This is a genomic window from Paenibacillus sp. RUD330 (assembly GCF_002243345.2).
Classification (GTDB): Bacteria; Bacillota; Bacilli; order Paenibacillales; family Paenibacillaceae; genus Paenibacillus_O.
This window is the reverse complement of record NZ_CP022655.2, coordinates 153,167-173,471: the sequence shown is the minus strand read 5'-3', so window position 1 is coordinate 173,471 and position 20,305 is coordinate 153,167. Positions and strand designations below refer to the sequence as shown.

17 protein-coding genes and 1 riboswitch are annotated in these 20,305 nt (G+C 58.7%); of the genes, 11 read left to right on the top strand and 6 right to left on the bottom strand.

The window, feature by feature from the left end:
* Positions 1 to 402 (top strand): transporter, encoded by a 402-nt coding sequence (locus tag CIC07_RS00780; protein WP_076359586.1) that lies wholly within the window; start codon positions 1 to 3, stop codon positions 400 to 402.
* Between the two features lie 428 nt (positions 403 to 830).
* Here the strand turns inward: CIC07_RS00780 and CIC07_RS00775 are convergent, their stop codons facing one another.
* Positions 831 to 1,682, bottom strand: a complete 852-nt coding sequence (locus tag CIC07_RS00775) for a bifunctional 5,10-methylenetetrahydrofolate dehydrogenase/5,10-methenyltetrahydrofolate cyclohydrolase (RefSeq protein ID WP_076359587.1) — start codon at positions 1,680 to 1,682, stop codon at positions 831 to 833.
* A 60-nt stretch (positions 1,683 to 1,742) separates the two neighbouring features.
* A riboswitch (ZMP/ZTP riboswitch) is annotated at positions 1,743 to 1,824 on the bottom strand.
* Between the two features lie 143 nt (positions 1,825 to 1,967).
* Between CIC07_RS00775 and CIC07_RS00770 the strand changes: the two genes are divergently transcribed.
* From CIC07_RS00770 to CIC07_RS00735, 8 genes are all read left to right on the top strand, one after another.
* Positions 1,968 to 2,903, top strand: coding sequence for a phosphodiester glycosidase family protein (locus CIC07_RS00770; protein ID WP_076359588.1), 936 nt, complete (start codon positions 1,968 to 1,970; stop codon positions 2,901 to 2,903).
* 13 nt (positions 2,904 to 2,916) lie between these two features.
* The gene (locus tag CIC07_RS00765; protein ID WP_076359589.1) at positions 2,917 to 3,954 is read left to right on the top strand and encodes a bifunctional glycosyltransferase family 2/GtrA family protein; all 1,038 of its coding nucleotides are present in this window, start codon (positions 2,917 to 2,919) and stop codon (positions 3,952 to 3,954) included.
* A gap of 373 nt (positions 3,955 to 4,327) precedes the next feature.
* On the top strand, positions 4,328 to 5,242 hold the full coding sequence (locus CIC07_RS00760; protein ID WP_175619222.1) for a class I SAM-dependent methyltransferase: 915 nt from the start codon (positions 4,328 to 4,330) through the stop codon (positions 5,240 to 5,242).
* A 211-nt stretch (positions 5,243 to 5,453) separates the two neighbouring features.
* Positions 5,454 to 7,355 (top strand): S-layer homology domain-containing protein, encoded by a 1,902-nt coding sequence (locus CIC07_RS00755; protein ID WP_076359591.1) that lies wholly within the window; start codon positions 5,454 to 5,456, stop codon positions 7,353 to 7,355.
* 293 nt (positions 7,356 to 7,648) lie between these two features.
* Positions 7,649 to 8,341, top strand: a complete 693-nt coding sequence (locus tag CIC07_RS00750) for a response regulator transcription factor (protein WP_076359592.1) — start codon at positions 7,649 to 7,651, stop codon at positions 8,339 to 8,341.
* 80 nt (positions 8,342 to 8,421) lie between these two features.
* Positions 8,422 to 9,348, top strand: coding sequence for an ABC transporter ATP-binding protein (locus CIC07_RS00745; protein WP_076359593.1), 927 nt, complete (start codon positions 8,422 to 8,424; stop codon positions 9,346 to 9,348).
* Positions 9,341 to 10,096: an ABC transporter permease gene (locus tag CIC07_RS00740; protein WP_076359594.1), complete on the top strand. Its 756-nt coding sequence runs from the start codon at positions 9,341 to 9,343 to the stop codon at positions 10,094 to 10,096. Before CIC07_RS00745 ends, CIC07_RS00740 begins: the two co-directional genes overlap by 8 nt.
* Before the next feature lie 21 nt (positions 10,097 to 10,117).
* Positions 10,118 to 11,017 (top strand): sensor histidine kinase, encoded by a 900-nt coding sequence (locus CIC07_RS00735; protein WP_234993105.1) that lies wholly within the window; start codon positions 10,118 to 10,120, stop codon positions 11,015 to 11,017.
* A 104-nt stretch (positions 11,018 to 11,121) separates the two neighbouring features.
* Here CIC07_RS00735 and CIC07_RS00730 read toward each other — a convergent pair whose 3' ends face one another.
* The gene (locus tag CIC07_RS00730) at positions 11,122 to 12,513 is read right to left on the bottom strand and encodes an MFS transporter (protein WP_234993106.1); all 1,392 of its coding nucleotides are present in this window, start codon (positions 12,511 to 12,513) and stop codon (positions 11,122 to 11,124) included.
* 137 nt (positions 12,514 to 12,650) lie between these two features.
* Here CIC07_RS00730 and CIC07_RS00725 point away from each other — a divergent pair, with 137 nt between their 5' ends.
* Entirely contained in the window at positions 12,651 to 13,496 is an 846-nt protein-coding gene (locus tag CIC07_RS00725) for a helix-turn-helix transcriptional regulator (RefSeq protein ID WP_094248304.1), read from the top strand.
* A gap of 152 nt (positions 13,497 to 13,648) precedes the next feature.
* On the top strand, positions 13,649 to 15,181 hold the full coding sequence (locus tag CIC07_RS00720) for a carboxypeptidase M32 (RefSeq protein ID WP_076359596.1): 1,533 nt from the start codon (positions 13,649 to 13,651) through the stop codon (positions 15,179 to 15,181).
* Positions 15,182 to 15,331: 150 nt separating this feature from the next.
* On the opposite strand, the gene CIC07_RS00715 is transcribed toward CIC07_RS00720, so the two are convergent.
* The 4 genes from CIC07_RS00715 to CIC07_RS00700 form a co-directional block, all read right to left on the bottom strand.
* The gene (locus CIC07_RS00715) at positions 15,332 to 17,086 is read right to left on the bottom strand and encodes a methyl-accepting chemotaxis protein (protein WP_076359597.1); all 1,755 of its coding nucleotides are present in this window, start codon (positions 17,084 to 17,086) and stop codon (positions 15,332 to 15,334) included.
* A gap of 116 nt (positions 17,087 to 17,202) precedes the next feature.
* A complete protein-coding gene (locus tag CIC07_RS00710) occupies positions 17,203 to 17,754 on the bottom strand; it encodes an MORN repeat-containing protein (RefSeq protein WP_076359598.1) in 552 nt (183 codons plus the stop codon).
* A 195-nt stretch (positions 17,755 to 17,949) separates the two neighbouring features.
* Positions 17,950 to 19,548: a hypothetical protein gene (locus CIC07_RS00705; protein ID WP_076359599.1), complete on the bottom strand. Its 1,599-nt coding sequence runs from the start codon at positions 19,546 to 19,548 to the stop codon at positions 17,950 to 17,952.
* Positions 19,532 to 20,248: an ABC transporter ATP-binding protein gene (locus CIC07_RS00700; protein WP_076359600.1), complete on the bottom strand. Its 717-nt coding sequence runs from the start codon at positions 20,246 to 20,248 to the stop codon at positions 19,532 to 19,534. Before CIC07_RS00700 ends, CIC07_RS00705 begins: the two co-directional genes overlap by 17 nt.
* Between the last annotated feature and the right edge of the window lie 57 nt (positions 20,249 to 20,305).

The window sequence follows — 20,305 nt, the reverse complement described above, 5'->3', positions numbered from 1 at the left end:
ATGGGTTTCATGCTTCCTACGCCCCCGGGATTGCCCGGAGGATTTCCGGGCGGGTTCCCAGGCGGTGCGCCAGGCGGTGTTCCGGGCGGGTTCCCGGGCGGAGTTCCGGGCGGTGGGCCGGGCAGTGTTCCCGGCGGTCCGGCAGGCGGGGCTCAGGCCCCCTCCTCGCCGCCGCCTCAAGCGGTGCCGCAGAAGCCGCTCGTCTCGACCTTCGCCGTAGATCCCGGCGCCATCTCGGGCTGCTCCTTCCGCTTCACGTACATCTGGCCCCGTTTCGGGCCCGGCTTCTGGTTCTATCCCGTCTTTGTCGGGCGCACATCCGTCGCAGGGTTCCGCTGGACCGGATTCAGCTGGGCATTCTCAGGCCTGGATCTGCAGAGCGTCGAATCCTTCACCTGTTAACAGCAAGAAACAAGGCTGTTGCCGAGCAAGACTCGGCAACGGCCCCACCCCACGATCACTTTCGCTTCGCTCCAAGGCCCGATTCGGGCCTTATTTGCTCTCCATGACCACTCTCGCTTCGCTCCAAGGCCCGATTCGGGCCTTATTTGCTCTCCATGACCACTCTCGCTTCGCTCCAAGGCCCGATTCGGGCCTTATTTGCTCTCCACGACCCCTCTCGTTTCGCTCCAAGGCCCGATTCGAGCCTTATTTGCTCTCCATGACCACTCTGCTTCGCTCCAAGGATCAATTCGAGCCTTATTTGCTCTCCATGACCACTCTCGCTTCGCTCCAAGGCCCGATTCGAGCCTTATTTGCTCTCCATGACCCCTCTCGCTTCGCTCCAAGGCCCGATTCGAGCCTTATTTGCCCCGCTTCCGTCTTCTTGATCAACGGGCGGAGCAGGCTTTCTCCGCCGCATCCACCGTATGCTTGAGCAGCATCGCGATCGTGACCGGACCTACTCCTGCGGGAACCGGGGTGATCGCGCTCGCCCTGACGGCGCAGGCCTCGTAGTCGGCGTCGCCGACATTTCCTTCGTTGTAGCCGGCATCGAGAACGACGGCGCCTTCCTTGATCCATTCTCCCTGAATGAACTTCGGCTTGCCGACGGCCGCCACGACGATATCTCCAAGCGCTACGATCTCGCTGAGCCGCTGCGTCCTGGAATGGCAGACGGTCACCGTCGCGTTGCGGTTCAGGAGCATGAGCGACACCGGCTTGCCAAGGATCGGACTGCGTCCGACGACGACGGCATGCTTGCCCTCGATCGGAAGGCCGTAATAGTCGAGAATGGCGACGATGGCCGCAGGCGTGCAGGAGGGATAGGCTGCGTATCCGAAGGCGTTTTGCGCAAAGCCGAGCGCCGTGACCCCGTCCACATCCTTGTCGATCGCGATGGCCTCGAACGCCTCCCTCTCGTCGATCTGCTCCGGCACGGGATGCTGCAGCAGGATGCCGTGAACGGCGGGATCCTCGTTCAGTCCGCGGATCACGTCCACCAGCCCGCCTGTCGTCGTTCCCGAATCGAGATGGATTCTCTTGGACTCCATGCCGAGCTTGCGGCAGGCATTGCCCTTCATGCGGACGTACGTCTCCGAAGCCGGATCATTCCCCACCAGGATCGTAACCAGGCACGGCACGACTCCTTTTCCGGCAAGAGCTTCGACTCTTCTGGCCAACTGCTCCTTGATTTCCCCGGCCACTCGGGCCCCATCCAATATCAGCGTTTGCTCCGGCATTTCGGCAGCTCTCCTTTTTTTGTCCGCTTAAAAACGCAAAGAGGCAAGGGGTATCCCCCTTACCTCTGCCCAGGCGTACGGCTGCTGTATCCATGCGCTCCCTCATGGTTGGACCCATGCTCCGCCAGTCACGCACAGTCGGAATTTACTTTTGATGATACTGAAATCCGGAAGGATTGTAAATGCATTTTCTGCGGCTGGCGGATCGGCGCCCACGCATTTAAGTTTCATTACAGGTAGCGGATCTAAGATAACGGCAACAACCTCTCGAAGGAGTGATCGGCCATGTTCCGCCGGCGCAAAAAAACCAAAATCATCGCCATCATCGCGATGTTCCTCCTCATCCTGTCCGCCGTCCTGTACCGTCTGGCAGACCGCTATCTGATCGAGCATGCCGAAGTCGTCGTCGCCCCGAACAGCACCGCCGTCAGGCAGACGACGGCCGCTTCGTCCACAGCGCAGGTCCAGTCGGATGACTGGAATTATTCCGATGACAACCAGACGATAAGCATCCAGAAAGTCCAGACAGGCTCCGGCTCGGATGCCGTCACCTACTTCGTGGCGGACGTGAAATTTGCCGACAGCGCGAACGTGCTGACCGCCCTGGCGAAAAACACCTTCGGCACGAACATCACCGAAAACACGTCGGCGATCGCTGCGGCGAACAACGCCGTGCTGGCGATCAACGGCGACTACTACGGCTTCCGCAGCGATGGAGTGATCATCCGCAACGGCACCTTGTACCGGGACGAGCCGGCGCGCGACGGCCTGGCGCTGCTCGGCAACGGCACCCTGGAAACCTATGACGAAGAACAGACCTCCTCCGCCGACCTGCTTGCCGAGGGAGCGACGAACACATTCTCCTTCGGCCCGGTTCTCGTGAAGGACGGCGAGGTCGCAGGCGACTTCAGCAGCGTGCGCATCGACAGCAACTTCGGCAACCGTTCCATTCAAGACTCCAATCCTCGGACCGGAATCGGGATGATCGCGCCCAACCATCTGGTGTTTGTCGTGGTCGACGGAAGGAGCAGCGGCTACAGCCGCGGCATGACGCTCACCGAGTTCGCGGACCTGTTCAAGAAGCTCGGCGCCACCGAGGCCTACAATCTCGACGGAGGCGGATCGTCCACGATGTACTTCATGGGCCGGGTCGTGAACAATCCGCTCGGCAAAGGCCGCGAGCGAGGCGTGAGCGACATCATCTATGTTCCCGAGTCCTAAGGAGGCAAACGACATGACGATCCTGATTCCCTCCTACGAGCCGGATGAGCGGCTTCTCGCCCTTGTCGGCAGCCTGAAGGAGGTCAGCTCCGACCCGATTCTGGTCGTGGACGACGGCAGCGGCGAGCGCTACCGGACGATCTTCGATTCCTTGGAGAAAACGGGCTGCACCGTGCTGACGCATCGGTCGAACCAAGGCAAAGGCAGCGCGCTCAAGACCGGCTTCGACTATGTGCGGCGGCAGGGCGGCGGCGAAGGCGTCGTCTGCGCCGACAGCGACGGGCAGCATCTGCCGGGAGACATTCTGCGGATTACGGAGGCGGTCCGCGAGCATCGCCGCCATATCGTGCTCGGCAGCCGGCAATTCACCGGCAAGGTTCCCATGCGGAGCCGCTTCGGGAATTCGGCGACGCGGATGGTCTATGCCCTCGCGACAGGAAGGCCTGTCCAGGATACGCAGACCGGCCTGCGCGGGTATTCCTCCGACATGCTGGACTGGCTGTGCGAGGTTCCGGGCGAGCGCTTCGAATACGAGATGAACATGCTGCTCGAAGCTCCCCAAGCCGGCTACGGACTGGTCGAGGTGCCGATCGACACCGTCTATCTCGAGGACAACAAGTCCTCCCATTTCCGCCCGCTCGCCGATTCCGCCCGGGTCTACTTTCCGTTCCTGAAGTTCTGCGCGTCCTCCGGGTTCGCCGCGATTGTGGACTTCTCGCTGCTGCTCCTGCTCCAATGGCTGACGTCCAGCCTGCTCCTGTCGGTCATCGGAGCGCGGCTATGCAGCTCCATCTTCAATTACACGATGAATCGCCGCATGGTTTTCGACCCTGGCAATAAGGCCGCGATCCGAAAATCGCTGCCCCGGTACTTCTCGCTCGTTCTAGTGATCGTCCTGCTGAACTACGGCCTGATGCTCCTCTTCCATTCCGGCATCGGCATTCCGCTTGTCGCCGCCAAGCTGATGACGGAAGCTTCCCTCTTCCTGTTCAGCTATTGGGCGCAGCGGCAATTTGTATACGCACTGGAGGCCAAAGCGACAGACTGTTGACGAGAGCCGATCCCAGAGGACCCAGCTGTCCAGCAGACTTAAGTCCAGGCGCCATCCTGCGGCACGGCTGCTTGATCGAGCAGATCTTCGGCCTCCAGCCGTGCAGCGGGTTGTCCGTCCTTGCTTTCATCACCGTCTTTCCTGAAGCGCAATCAAAGCAACCAAACGTATCGCGAGTTCGTTCTGGCCCCTCTCGATCGACAGAGTGAAATAGCAGACTGATTGGCCAGACACCCAAAAAATCGCCTCAAATATGTCTAAATCGTGAAATATGCAAAAATTAACGCAATATTATAACATAAATATACAATAAAGTCAAGTGTTGTTTCTTCATTCACCCCAATGATACAACGGAATAGAGGTGATGATGATCATGGAAACAAAAAGCTTGACGGCACTCGTCAGCGCTTTCTCGCGCGCCTACCACGCCGAGCACAATCCGGTCAAAATCTTCGACGACCGGATCGCCAGGCTGCTGCTGACCGACGAAGAGTACGGCGGCATCTCCGCCAACATGTCGCAGGCGATCGCGTTCTTCAAGCCCGGGTTCTCCGGGACGAGGGAGCAGGCTCTCCGCCAGGTTGTCGACCATCAGCTTTCGCCCACTCCGCTCGGGCGGGCGGCCTTTGCCGAGCAGGCACTGGCTTCTGCCGCCGCGCTTGGAGCCCGGCAGTACCTCATCTTCGCCGCTGGCTACGATACGTTCGCCTACCGCCAGCCGGAATGGGCCTCGCAGCTCGACATCTTCGAGATCGACCATCCCGTCACCGCCGCCGACAAGCAGGCCCGCTTATCCGGCCTGGACATGGACCCGCCTCCCAATCTTCATTTCATCTCCGCCGACCTCCGCGAGCCGGACTGGCGGAGGCATGTGCTGGCCAGCCCCGGATTCAATCCCGAGCGGGTCAGCTTCTGCAGCCTGCTGGGCATCAGCTACTACCTGGCCAAAGAGGACTTCCGGCAGCTGCTGTCCGGCATCGCCTCCCTGCTTCCGGCCGGCAGCGGCATCGTCTTCGATTATCCGGATGAGCAGACCTTCACTCCGCAGGCAGGCGAACGGGCGCAGAAGCAGCTCATGATGGCCGCCCGTGCCGGCGAGCCGATGCAGGCAGCCTACTCCCGCTCCGAGCTGGAGCGGATGCTTGAAGGGCTGGGCTGGCGGATCGATCGGCATCTGGAGCCGGAAGAAGTCACCCTTCAGCTGTTCCAAGCCTATAATGACAGCCAGCCTGAGCACCCGATTGCGGCTTTCGATCATGTGAACTATTGCTTGGCGGTCAAAAGGTAGCCTGTCCTTTTTCTGCCTTCCCTGTGCCGGCAACAACCCGCATCCATGCTTTCCTTTGAGGTCGACGGCCTGCTCTCATCTGCAGGCTGCCGGCTTCTTTCTTCATGCGCGATCGCCCGTCGCCCGGCTTGCGGCCTACCGATTCTCTCCTTTGCCGCCGATAACGAGGTGAAGGCCATGAGATGAAATAGAGAGAAGAGGGTGGGAACAAATGAACCGCAATCAAACCGCTTCAAAGCCCCGCGATTGGATGCCGAGGACGGCTGCCGTCTTCTGCGCAGGCGCCCTGGCCGCAGGCATGCTGGCCGTTTGGCCGCAGGCAGCCGAGGCTGCTGACAACATCAGCAGAACGACCGCAGAGAGAACGAAGGAGCAAATCGTCGAGAAATGGATGCAGAATTATTTGCCGATGAAGCGCTCTTTCTCCTACATGAGCGGAAACGACATTTACGAGCAACTGCCGAGCCTGACGGCTCCTTTCCAGGAAGGCAAATTAAAGGCCGAGTATATCGAAGACGGCGTGCGGGCGGCGAATTTCGTCCGTTATTTGGCCGGAGTCCCCGATGACGTGCAGCCGGACTGGAGCCTCGACCGTCAGGAGCAGACCGCATCGCTGATCAACGCCTTGAACGATAAGCTCAGCCACTCCCCGGCCAAGCCGGCTGGGATGGAGGAGGGACCATACAAGCTCGGATACGCCGGAGCGGGCAGCAGCAACCTCTATATGGGCAGCCCGACGCTGTACAGCAGTGTCCTCGGCTACATGTCGGACAGCGATCCGAGCAATATCGACCGGGTCGGCCATCGCAGATGGATTCTGAATCCGGCGATGACCAAGACGATGTTCGGCTACGTCCGGGCAGCCGAGACGGGCGGTTACGGGTCGCCATACTCCTCCATGTACGTTTTTGACAAGGGAAGGGCGGCAGGCAGCGTCGATTATGATTTCATCGGCTGGCCGGCGGCAGGCTACTTCCCGTCCGAAGCGTTCTCGCCCTCGGATGCCTGGTCGGTATCGCTGAACACGGACCGGTACGACAAAACCGACACGGACTCCATCACCGTAACGGTGACCCGGCAAGGAGACGGCCGGAAATGGATGCTGGACAAGTCGGATACGGACAAGTCCGGCGAATACTTCCGTATCGACAAAGGCGGTTACGGCGGCATTCCGGTCTGCATTATATTCCGTCCGGAAGGCATATCGGACTTCAAAGAGGATGACCGCTTCCATGTGCGCATAGACGGCCTCCGCTCCAAGACCGGTCCGGAAACGTCGATCGAGTATGATACGGTCTTCTTCCGCATGACGGAAATGAAGCGGTTCGGCAGCGACGCGATCGCGATAACGCCGGGCGAGAGCGTGCCGCTGCGCCTCTACTCCACAGGCGAAGGCGCGGTGGCAGGCCGAGTGGCCGGACAGCTGGAATCGAGCGATCCTTCCATTGCATCGGTGGATTCCTCCGGCATCTTGCGCGGCGTGAAGGCCGGTGCCGCCTATATCCGCTACAGCAACTATTTGGGACAGGAGAACTCGCTCTACGTCACCGTGCGGCCGTCAGCGCCGGGCGACACCCCGAGCGGCTGGGCGAAGGAAGCCTATGCGAAGGCGAAGGGCGCCGGTCTCATTCCCTACTCCCTGGACACTCAGTATCAGACGCCGATCCGCCGCATCGACTTCGTCCGCATGCTCGTCGGGGTTTACGAGAACACGACGGGAAGCAGCCTTCCGGCCGACCAGAAGCCGTTTCAGGATACGAGCGACTCCAATGTCTCCAAGGCGGTGTCTGCCGGACTGATCAGCGGCATCTCCCCGACCGAATTCGCTCCCTTGGCGAAGATTACCCGCCAGGAGGCCGCGGCTCTGCTGACCCGGCTGGAGGGCAAGCTCTCAGCCGCTGCCGGAAGGCCGCCAGCATCCGCCGCTCCAGCCGCTGCGTTCGCCGATGACGGAGCCATCGCCTCGTGGGCGAAGGCCGACGTCTACCGCTCCGTCGGCCTCGGCCTGATGCAGGGCGTCGGCCGCAACAGCTTCGACCCGATAGGCAGCTTGACGGTGGAGCAGTCGATTCAGATTTTCCAGAGAACGTTTGAGCGATTCACGGAGAACTAGATCCGCTTGCCGTGCGGCTTCAGCCTCCGCCGCTGTTCTCCTGCCGCATGAAAGGCGCCAAGGGACACCTCGCCGGGTGTCCTTTTTTTCATGGAAGAGAGGCTTCGGATCGTCGTGCCGCCGCTCCTCCACCCTCGCATATTGCCGGCACGGGCGCATGGCGGAGATGCGGCATGCGCGGGCTCATAACCCGCGGCGGCGTCGCCTCCGTCTCGATATGCAAGCAGAAATCGGCTATCATAGGGGCTAGACAACCCGATGACGGCAAATTACAGATCGGGAAAGGAGAGCCCATGGACAGCCCGATCCATATTCTGGTTGCTGAAGACGACAGCGATATCAGCCGGCTGCTGTGCAGCATCATCAAAAAAAGCGGGTACACGCCGCAGCCCGCCTTCTCCGGCACGGAAGCGCTGCTCTATCTGGAGCAGCGCCGCTGGAGCCTCGTCCTGCTGGATCTGATGCTGCCCGGAATGCCGGGCGAGGAGCTGCTGGAGCGCATCCGATTGATGGCGGATACGCCTGTGGTCGTCATTTCAGCCAAAGCGGAGCAGCGGACCAAAGTGTCGGCGCTGCGCGGAGGCGCGGACGACTTCATCACGAAGCCTTTCGATATCGAGGAAGTATCCGCCCGGATCGATTCCCATCTTCGCCGCTATGCGAGGATTGCCCAGCCCGTCATGCCCGGGCTGCTGCGGCATAAGGGCCTCATGCTGGACCGCAGCATGAATTCGGCGGCGGCGGATGGAACGGAGCTTGCGCTGACCGTCCGGGAGTATGAAATTCTCGCGCTGCTTCTGTCCGCACCGACCAAAGTATTCACGAAAGCCAATCTGTACGAAAGCGCATGGAACGAACCCTTCTATGGAGATGTGAACACGATCAACGTCCATATGAGCAATTTGCGGAGCAAGCTGGCGAAAGCCGCGCCAGGGAGCGATTTTATCGAAACCGTCTGGGGCATCGGGTACCGGCTCAAGCCTTAAGACATTCTTTAGAATCGGCTTTAGCTCCTCTTATGGTTTCGTTTCTATACTTGGTCTATCAACAGAAGGAGGCCAAGACCATGACGGGCGACTATGTCCTGCAGACGAACCAGCTGTCCAAGAAATTCAAAAGCAGCACAGCGCTTCACAACGTGGAGCTGTCTATCCGCAAAGGCTCCATATATGGATTCATCGGGCAGAACGGGGCCGGGAAATCGACCTTGATCCGCATCGTTGCCGGACTCGCCTTTCCGACCGAGGGCTCGATCGAGCTGTTCGGGGCCAGCGACGAGCGGTCCTTGATCGAGGCCCGCAAGCGGATCGGGTCCATCATCGAAAGCCCCGCCCTGTTCCCCCATATGACCGCCAGCGAGAATCTGGAGGCGAACCGGATCCTGCGCGGCATTCCCGGCAAGGATTGTGTCCCGAGGACCCTTGAATTGGTCGGACTGCAAGGAACCGGCAAGAAGAAGGCGAAAAACTTCTCGCTCGGCATGAAGCAAAGGCTGGGCCTGGCGATCGCGCTTCTGGGCGATCCGGAATTCCTCATTCTGGATGAGCCGACCAACGGGCTGGATCCGATGGGCGTCGTGGAAATGCGGGAGCTGCTCAAGCGTCTCAACCGCGAGCGGGGCATAACGATCCTGATTTCCAGCCACATCCTGAGCGAGCTGTATTTGCTGGCGAGCCATTACGGCATCATCCATCGCGGCCAGCTGCTGGAACAGCTTACCGCCCAGGAATTGAACGGCAAATGCCAGCAGTACGTGCTGATCAAAGCCGACAATCCGAACATGGCGGCAGCGGTTGTCCAGCGCGAGCTGGGCACGGCCGAATTCGAAGTGCTGCCGGATGGCGCGATCAAGCTGTACAGCCCCATCGACCAGCCGGGCAAGGTATCATCGGCTCTCTTTTCGGCAGGACTGGAGATCGAGCAGTTCACTCCGATGGGAGAAGATCTGGAGAGCTACTTCACCAAGCGGATCGGCGGTGGTTCCCATGTATAATCTTATCCGTGCCGAGCTCTTCAAGCTCCGCAAGGACCGTTCGTTCCGGATGCTGATGCTTCTGCTCGCCTGCGCTTCGCTGGGCTATCCGCTCCTGTACTATTTCGACAGCGTCGGAGAGCCGCAGAGAACGGGCGCCGATTTTCTGGTCCAGTTCATCTCGGGAAACGGATTCATCATTAAATTCGGAGTCGCGATCCTGGCCGGATTTTTCATCGCCAACGAATATTCGACCGGTGTCATGAAGACGATCGCCTCGTCGGGCAACGACAGATGGAAGCTGTTCGCAGCCAAGCTGGCCGGCTTCCTGGCCGGAGCCATGGCTCTCTCCCTCGTCTTTCCGGTCGCAAGCACGATTGAAGCTTCGATTCTATCCGGCTTCGGCCATCTCCCGGAGGGAACCTCGGCTCTCTACATCCCGAGGGCGCTCGGACTTACGATGCTGTATGCGGCCGGATACGCTGCTCTCGGGGCTCTATTCACCGCCATCCTGACCGATAGCGGCAAGACGATCGGCTTCAGCATCATTTTTTTCGTGATGATCGATTCCGTTCTGGTCGGCTTGGGCACACGCATTCCTTTCCTGGCTACCGTGTATGACTATTCCATCTTCAAGCGGATCGGCGATATCGGCGCTCCCCGCATCGACAGCGGCGAGCTGCCCGCTATGGTGCTTGTGCCCGTGCTGACGATTGTCGCATCGGGACTGCTCGGCATTGCCGTCTATCGCAGAAAAGAAATCAAATAACAATAAAAAGGCGGCGGGAGAATGCTGCTGATTCTAACGATACTGTCCGTTGCAGCGGCGGCTCTCCTGCTTGCCCGTCTGCTCCTGACGAGGCGGGAGCTGGGACGGATGACAGAGCAGCTGCGACGCTACAACGAGCGGACAACCGGCAAAAAGCTCGATGCCGCTCTGTTCGACCGAAAGCTCGAAGACCTTGCCGGGCAGATCAACCGCCAGTCGGATCTCATCGTGGAAGCGGAGGCTCTGAGAAGACGAACCGAGAATGAGCTCAGGCAAGCGGTAGCGAACGTTTCCCATGATATCCGCACTCCTCTGACCTCCATCATGGGCTACATTCAGCTGCTGGAAGCGGACTCGATCACTCCCGAAGAGAAGCTGGAGTACGTCGCCATCGTGAAAAACCGGACGAAAAGGCTGCAGGCGCTGCTGAACGATTTCTTCGAGCTGTCCGTCGTCGAATCCACGGATTATCATCTTGCATCGGAGCGGCTCGGGATGACCGCGCTCCTGTCCGACATCCTGGTCGGGTTCTACGACCGGTTCAGCGAACGCGGCATCATGCCGAACCTGATGCTTCCGGATGAAGAAATCCTTGTATATGCCGACGGGCAAGCCGTGCGCAGGGTCGTGGAGAATCTGCTCGTCAATACGATCAAGCATGCGGACGGACGGGTCGACGTCTTCTTCGAGCGGCGCGGGGAGCAAGCCGAGCTGCGAATCGTCAATGAAGCCAAGGAATTATCCGGCAGCGATTTGAGCCTTCTATTCGACCGCTTCTATACGCTTGACCGCACCCGATCCTCCCAAGGATCGGGGCTTGGCCTTTCCATCGCCAAAAGCTTGATGGTGAAGATGAACGGCTCGCTTGCCGCGGAAATGGACGGCGACAGCTTGACGATGACTTGCCGCTGGACGCTCTGAACCGGGTATTCCGTCGCTCCTATCTGTCATTGCCTGACGGTCAAGGCCGGCCTTCGAGGCCGGTTTATTGCCTGCATGGAGGCTGCAAGAAACTTGCAGCCTTTTTACTTTCGGTCCTGGTCTTTGCCGATGTACAGGAACGAAAGCAAGCCGCCGCCGATCAAAACAACCGCCGTCACGATCAGCGCCAAGTGCATCCCGGCCCTCAACGAATTGCTGCCGCCCAGTATCGAGCCGAGAATGGCGACCCCCAGCGCCGCTCCAACCTGGCGGCTGGAATGGAGAGCGCCTGACACCGCGCCGGTCTGCTCCCTTGGGACGGAAGACATTACGGCCGTCATCAACGCCGGAATCGTAAAGGACACTCCGAAGCCGAACAGCACCAATCCAATCGGCGCAAGGGCGTCGCTTGCGTCCGCATCCGTCCACACCAGCAGCCATGTGCCCGCCGCCGCAAGGCCAAAGCCTGCTGCCATCGGTATCCGCGCGCCGATGCGGGCCACGATCCGACCGGTCAGAATGGGATTGAAGGCCATCGGAACCATCATGGGAAGGAGCGCGAGGCCTGTTGTGTGCGCCGAAAATCCGCGTACTTGCTGAAGGAACAAGGGCAGCACAAATAGAATTCCCGCCAAGCCGATGTTGATCGCCATCCCGGCAAGCAATCCCGCCGATACCGTCGCATTCCTGAATAAGCGCAGCGGAAGGAGCGGCGTCTTGCCTTTGGCTTCCACAAGCACAAAGAGGACGGCGCCAACCAGGGCCAGACTGATTGCCGCCATGACAGCCGGCGATCTCCATCCGTACGTTTGCCCTTGCATGAGTCCGAACGATAAGGCAGCTATGGCTGCAACAGCCGTGATTTGCCCGCCCCAGTCAAAGCCGCGGCTCGGCTTGAGCTCCGTTTCCCTGACGAACAGGAACGTCATGAGCAAGCTGATGAATGCAAGCGGCAGGTTGAGGAGGAATATGCTGCGCCAACCGAACGAGTCCGCAAGCAGCCCTCCGACAACAGGTCCTGAAGCCATCGCTATCCCCGTAACCGCAGCCCATATGCCAAGCGCCCGGGCACGTTCCGCAGGCACAGGGTAAGCATGGGCGATCAGGGTGAGCGAGGCCGGCGTCAGTGCCGCCGCTCCTACGCCAAGCAGCGCGCGCAAGCCGATAAGCGCCCCGAGAGTCGAAACGGCTCCCGATAAGGCCGATGCTGCGAGAAAAAGGGTAAGACCGACTGCATAGACACGCTTGGCCCCGAGCTTGTCGGCAAATGCGCCCATGGACAGCAGCAGCCCGGCAAATACGATCGTGTAGGCGTTGACCACCCATTGAAGGCCGGATATTCCGCCGCCCAAGTCATCGCGGATCGCCGGCAGCGCGACGCTCACCACCGTCATATCCAGAAGCACCATAAAGTATCCGATCGAAAGCCCGAAGAGCAGCATGGCTTTAGCCGGCTTGCCCAAGCTGTTGGACTTTGTTTGCATTGCTTTTTCCAAAGCAAGTCCCCCTCCATGACAATGGTAAGCATTCTCCGTGTCTTCATGGATAGGGTATAATGATTCGCATACTGGAATAAGATGAGGGATTATCCTAGGAGTCGTCCTCCTACGATAACAAGGAGGACAGAGGAGCTATGGAACCATCCGACTCTGCGAGGCTTGTTGAACTGGCGCAGTTTCTGAAAACGCGCCGAGCCCGGATCTCGCCCGAGCAAGCCGGCTTGCCTCATGGCGGCCGGCGGCGCACGCCTGGACTCAGGCGCGGGGAAGTGGCCCAGCTGTCAGGCGTCAGCGTGGACTGGTACACATGGCTGGAGCAGGCGCGGAGCATTCAAGTATCCGCCCAAGTGCTGGACAGCATCGCAAGGGCTCTCCAGCTTGATTCCAATGAACGGAACCATTTATTCCTGCTGGCCCTGCAGCAATCGCCCGTCAGCCCGATGCCGGCCGTCAACACGATCAGTCCGACTATCCAACGCTTCCTTAACCTCCAGGGAACAAGTCCGGCCTATGTGACCGATCAAGGCCTCAATATTGCGGCTTGGAACCGAGCTGCGAACTTGATCTACGGGAATTACGAGGGGATGTCGGCACGCGAGCGAAATACGATATGGCGGACATTCACTTCGCCGTATGTGCGGCAGCTGCTTCGGGATAACTGGGAAACTCACGCCCGGCACCGCTTGGCTCTGTTCCGATCCAGCTACGGAAAATTCGCCGGCAATCCTTGGTGGGTGGAGCTCATCGAGGATCTCAACCGGGCTAGCCCGGAGTTTAAAGCATGGTGGCCGAAGCACGATGTTCTGAATGGCCCTGAAGGAAAGAAAAGAAATCATCTCCCGGAAGTCGGGCTGCTCGTATTTGATCAGGTGTCGTTTCTTGTATCGGATGCTCCCCACCTTACCATCACGATCAATATCCCATCCGATGACGATACGACCTCCAAGGTGGGCAGGCTTCTATCCCAACCCCCCTCCTAGCAGCGGGCCCTCTTCCTCTGCCGCGGAAATCTCCCGGATATTTCTGTTCCTGAATTCTCTTGATGACAGGAAAAAAAAGTGATTAAATAAAATAGACTGATCAGTCTTTTTCATGAAGGAAACAACAATCGTTTCTAATGGGAGGCTTTTGCATGGAACTGAAATCCCTCGACCCTAACATTCGGACAGCTGTCGGCCAGTTCAAGGCATTGGAAGAGAAGATCGCTCATCTAAGCATGATCTCGAGTCTGGTCGGGTGGGATCAGAAGGTGACCGCTCCCAAGAAAGGGAGAGACTTGTTCGCCAAAGCATTCGGGACCTTCCGCACGGAGCAGTTCAAATTATCCGTGTCGGAGGAGATGGGCTCGCTTCTCCGCCTCCTGTCCGCTCCCGAGGTAATGGCTGACCTGGACGAAATGACGCAGGCGCAGCTTCGGGAGCGCACCGCAGAATATGAGCGCTTCAAGAAGATCCCCGAAGACATGTACCGCGATTATGTCGTCCTCACCTCCAAAGCCAACCATGCATGGGAAGAAGCCAGAGAGAAGAGCGACTTCTCCCTCTTCCAGCCTTATTTGGAGAAGATCGTGGACTTCAACCGCAGGATGGCGGAGATTTTCGGCTATGATCACCATCCTTATGATGCGCTTCTGCATGAATTCGAGCCGGGCTTGAGCGTCGCGGCATTGGATCCGTTGTTCGCCAAGCTGAGGGAGAGCAGCGTAGCCTTGCTGGAGAGGATCAACAGCTCCGGCAGCAAGCCTTCGACAGCCGTCTTCGAGCAAGCCTTCGAGGTGGATCAGCAGAAAAAATTCAACCACTACTTCCTTCCGATCCTCGGCTTCGACATGAACGCGGGACGGCTGGACGAGACGGTGCATCCGTTCGCCCAGTCCATGAACACCGGGGATGTCCGGATTACGACCCGATATCTCGAAAACAATGTGCGTTCTGCGGTATTCGGGACGATCCACGAGGCAGGACACGGCATTTACGAGCAGAACATCGATCCGCGCTACGAAGAAACCGTTCTATCCAGCGGAGCATCCTTCGGCATCCACGAATCCCAGTCCCGCTTCCTGGAAAATATGATCGGCCGCAGCGAGTCGTTTTGGGCGTATTTCTATCCCAAGCTCCAGGAGCATTTCCCGAAGCAGCTGGAAGACGTCAGCCGGCATGACTTCTACCGGGCGATCAACAGCGTGCAGCCGACGATGATCCGGGTGGAAGCGGATGAGCTGACGTACAACCTCCATATCATGATCCGGTATGAGATCGAGAAGGCGCTGATCAACGGAGACATCGAGGTGGCGGAGCTGCCGGCGATCTGGAACGGGAAGATGCAGGAATACCTCGGCATTACGCCTGCCAACGATACGGAGGGCGTCCTGCAGGATGTCCACTGGTCCTTCGGCGGCTTCGGCTATTTCCCTTCCTACTCCCTCGGGAACCTGTACGCAGCCCAGCTGCTGAACACGATTCTGCGCGAGAAGCCCGACTTCTATGCCGACATCGAAGCCGGCCGCTTCGAAGGCATCCAGGAATGGCTGAAGGACAAGATTCATCGTCACGGCAAGCTCTACACGCCGGAGCAGCTGATCCGCCAGGTCACCGGCGAGGATCTGAAGGCCGACTATCTAGTGGACTACCTGGAAGAGAAGTACAGCCGCATCTACGGTCTTTAGCTCAGGCGCAAGACAGGCAGCGGCATATCGCTTCAACAAAGAAAGATGGAGGATCCATGAGGGATCCTCCATCTTTCTTTGTTAGGTCCGCATTAAAAAACCAGAGCCGAGGTGATCGTCCCCCCCCCCCGGCTCTGCATGCCTGATCCGTCACAAATTGAACCTTCCGACCGCCGACTCCAGAGTGGAGCTCCTTTTCTTCAGCAGCTCCGTTGTATCCGTAATCCGTTTGGCCGCTTCCAGCTGATTCGTTGACATCCGCTGGATCGATGCCGCGTTCTCCGCCGTTGCCGCTGTGATCCGGGCGATCTGCTCTACCGATGCGGCGGCCTCCTCGGAGCCCGCCAGCACCTCTTCCGCAGCGGCGGAAATCTCCTGGATATGGCTGTTCACCATATGGAACCGATCCACCGTATCGACAAACAGCGCCTCCACCTGGGTGGAAAGCTCTGTTCCTCTGGCCATCTCCTCGGCTTCCTCCGCCATCCTCTCGCCGATAAGAACCGACTCCTGCCGGATTTGCTGAAGGAGCGAGGTAATCTGCGTCACGGACACGGAAGACGACTCCGCCAGCTTCCGGACTTCGCCGGCCACGACAGCAAATCCCGCTCCATGCTCTCCCGCCCTCGCAGCCTCTATGGAGGCGTTCAGAGCGAGCAGCTTGGTCTGTTCGGCGATGGTCGCAATCGCGTAGAGCACGGGTTCTATCTCATGCATGTACCTGTTCAGCACCTGCACGGAATTCGTCGTCTGCTCCGCCACATCGGAGATGGATGCGACCTGCTCTCTCAGCCAGAGAATCGAGCTTCTGCCCTGCTCCGCTGTTTCCAGCGCTCCCATGGAAGCGATCGACACGCTGGATGAAGCTTCCGACACCCGTTGGATGGCCTGGGTAATCTCCTCCATCGATTTTGCGCTTTCCTCCGCCCCGGAACGCTGATGCTCCGCTCCCTCGGCCATGTCCGCGATCGATTGTCCGAGCTGCACGTTCAAAGCTACCATTCCGTCCGCTTCCGTCTGGAACTGATCCGTGGAATGGACGAGGTCATGCGTGGTCATCTTCACATCGCGGACGACATCCCCGAGCGTGACGCCCAATCTCTCGGTCATCTTCATCATGGCCGAATAAGCTTGTCCGATCTCGTCCTTCGAGCTCGCCCGCCGAATATCCAGATGGCTTTTCGCCTCCGCGAGATCCCCCCGGGCCATCGCTTCCGCACCCTGGACGATCATTCCCAAGGGCCTCAGAGCCCGGGACATGAACAGCGCGATGAGCAGAAACACAGCCAGCGTCAGGATTCCCATCAGAGCGAATACGGGCATGCTCTTATGCATGACTTCCCGATAGATCGTATCGTATACCGATACATCCGTATCGATTCCAATCGCCCCGATAACCGTTCCGGCCGAATCGTGAAGCGGCGCATAAGAGGAAATGTAATCCCCGTACTCCGGATTCTCGATGATGCCGGTTTTGGCTGTATGTCCCTTCAGGATCGCTTCGACCGCTTCCTTGGGCACATCGGTCACCTCGCCGATCGGCGACGCCGAATCCGATCCCTTCGGCTGGCCGTCGATGACAATGATGGGCTGACCTTTATCGTCGATTCTCACCGTATAGACGTACTGCGCCCCGATCTGCAGCCGATACCGGTTCAATTGCTCGCGAAGGCTCCAATAGAGATCATTTGCCCGCGCATCCTTCAGATACGTTTCATAGGACTTCAAATCGAATTGCCCCGCATAAGCTTCCGCCGTGTGCATGCTGAAGCTGCCTATCGCTTCTTCGCTTGCCTTCTTGGTGCTGCGTATCTGCAGATAGATCAAGGCGGAAGACAGGATGACGAGGGTCGACAAAATCATGATCGACAGCTTGAATACCAGACGGCTTCTAAATCTAAACATGCAGTCCATGCTCCCTTTGAAATCGTTTGCTAAATCGGCCCTGTTTCGGCTGGGTCCCCCGGCAATGAAGGGATCATCCTTATATCGGAATCAGCCGAGGGCATGTTTAGAGGATCCTATTTCAAGGGAACCTGCTTGGACAACCGTTCAAACTCTTCCATGTAGGGCCCCAAGCGGGTCTGAATGCCCTGCAAATACTTGAGGGCCGCATCTTGCTCACGCTGAGCCGCCTTGGTGTCTGCCGGGAATATGGAGCAGCTCTTGCGGATGGAGCCCTTGCGGTAATCGATGCTGAAAAGAGTTCCCTGTTTCAAGGAGGCCTTCAAATTCTCATGTCCTCCCATGATCTGCAGCGTCTCCTGGTTGCTTCTGTAGCTGAAGCTGAAATCGGGATCCGCGACCGCATGGATGACATCATATCCGTATAGAAGCGAGCCGTTCTTGAACGTACCGGTTTGAATCTCGTTCATTCGGACAACGCCGTCTTCCTTGGTTGCTTTGCGGGTAAGAGTTCCGTCTCCATCCATCCGATCCTGTTTCCAGGCTCCGGAGTACACGACTTTTTGCCGTTCGCCTTCAAGAACGTATTCGTTGATATATTTTCCGGTTCCCGCACGTTTGCCGTCAATAAAATCACCCGAGTATTGCTTGCTGTATCCCCAGTTCATCGTGCCTGTCTTTGAGATGATCAGGTTTTGCCAACATCCTTAAAGACGCCATAACGGCCGGATATGTTGTTTCAACCCTAAACATGAAAAGCAAATCGGCCGCGACTGCACGCGGCCGATTGCGCTTGAACCGTTTCGGAGAGGCCGCTGGGCGAGCTCTCCCTCCCCTTTTGAGCAGCCGATGTCCGCTCTTCTTCACTTCACGCGGAAAGTGCGCTTGCCGCTGCGGCGGATGATCAGCAGCGCGGCCGCCAGATACACCAGCGCCAAGCCTGCCGCCAAGGAGGCGAAGGCGCCCGCTGCCGGCTTAAGCACGATGCAGGCTCCTCCCAGCATGGAAATGATCAAGCTGAAGATGAAGTACAGCGGATTTTTCACATTGAGCTCTGTAGAGTAGGGCTGGAAGAAGTAGTACATGAAGAGATGATGGACGGAGTAGAAGAGCGACAGGAACACGACCGATATCCATGCCAGCGCAACCTCCATCCCCCACCATTCCTTGCCCGCCGCGGCTTGCAGGATGGTGAGGACCGTGCCGAGAGCCGCAGCGATCAGCAGGTTGAACGCTGCGATCCGGACAAGGCGCAGGCGGAAATGCTGACTCGCTGCCGACCGGTAGAAGCTGTGCCGCATCAGGCTGAGGTCGCAGTGATAAAACATGGCCTTGCACATTTTTTCGCCGACCGCGATGAAGTTGAACCCCAGCAAAAGATACGGATATATCATCGCCAGCTCCAGTCCGAGCCCGTCGAGCTGCCCGCGGAATGCCAGCGCGGCTCCGGCCAGCAAGGCTCCCCCCGCTCCAATGACGATGAGGCGCATTTTGACCGGAGCCGCGAGCAGGCTCCGATGGCGGGCAAAAAAGATCGCATTCAAATAGCGGTAGCCTTCCAGTCCTTCCAGCTTGCGTCCGGCTTGCAGGGAGTAGTCGCTGTCCTTCGATCGGACGCTTGTCTTCTGCGCCTCCGACATCATCCGTCCGACGTCCAGCAGCGGGTCATCCCGCTTGGCGGCGGCATCGACCGTCCTTCTGTAATGCTTGTAGCGCCACAGCCGGACGGCCGCAAGCAAGCCGGCCGCCGCCATCAGGAGCTGAATCGGCAGGCTGAGCATCCAGGCTCCGGCCGCGGGTACGGCATCGTTCAGGAGCGGCGCATACGCAGCCGCGAACGAGAGGCAGATGACGGTCCAGACCAGCCCGACTTTCTTGATCAGGATGATGCCCTTGCGGTCATAGAGCAGCAGATGAAGGTATTCCATGAGAATCCGCCACAGGGTCAGCGCCGCTGCAAGCAGGATGGCATCCAGCGCGCCAGCCCCTAGCGCCGAAGCGAAAATGATCAGGACCGGCACATAAAAAACAAAATATGTCCCATAGCGGTACGCCAGAGTCGCCTTCATGTATCGGACCGGAGACAGCCTCATCAGCTTGACGGCGACGTACTTCTCCCGCTTGGGCTCCAGAATGGTCGCTGCGCTGACGCCAGCCGCGACAAAGCTGGTCAGGAAGAACAGATGAAGAAACAGCGTCCACCGCCCGTCTCCGGATAGATCCGGCATGACCGACACCGGCAGATAGAGAAGAAGTCCGACAAACGCCAGCTTGCCGGCAAAATTCCCGAGCAGGCTGAGAAGGAATGCCGCTGCCGACAAGATCCTCTTCGCGCCCAGCTTGGCGTAGAGCCCGTCGGGAATTCGCTTGCCGACAAGCGGCAGCTTCTGCAGGTAATAGACGAACAGATTCGCCATCGACGAGGTGCGGATCGCGATGAGAATGCTAAGCGTTCTCTGCATGGCTCTCATCCTTCAGCAGATCGATGACGCTCTGCTCGAACTCCGGGCTGCGCAGCAGATCGGCAGGCACGGAGGACAGCCTGCCCTTGCTCAGAACGACCAGCTCGTCGCATAGGTCGGAGGCGAGCTGCAGGATATGCGTGGAGAAGATGAGGATATGGTCCTTTTTCATTTCCCGCAGCATGGTTTTCATTTCCAGCGCCACGATGACGTCGAAGGAAGTAAGAGGCTCATCCAGCAGGATGACCAGCGGCTTGGTGATGAGAAACAGCAGCGTCTGGAGCTTGTTCTTCATGCCGTGGGAATAACCTTTGATCAGCTTATGCCGATCCTCCTCGGTCATGCTCATCATGTCGAAGTATTCATCGATGGTCCGGTCCATTTGCAGCCTGCCCCGGTTGATGTCCATGAAGAACCGCACGAACTCGTAGCCGGTCAGGAACTCGGGCAGGATGGGCAGCGAATAGACGTAGCCGACGTCCTGCTCGTCCAGCTCCCGCGCCTGACGGTCTTCCTCCAGAAGCACTTTCCCTCCGTCCATCCCCATTTCTCCGCTCAAGCAGTTGAACAGCGTTGTTTTGCCCGCGCCGTTGCGTCCAAGCAGGCCGTAGATTTTCCCTTTCTCAAACGTATAGGACGCTCCCTGGAGCACCTTTTTGCCGTCGAATTCCTTGACGACTCCATCGATCCGCAATCGCATTCGCAGTCCCTCCATCTTTGCCAAAAAACGGATTTTTGTGTTATCCGTACTATACGG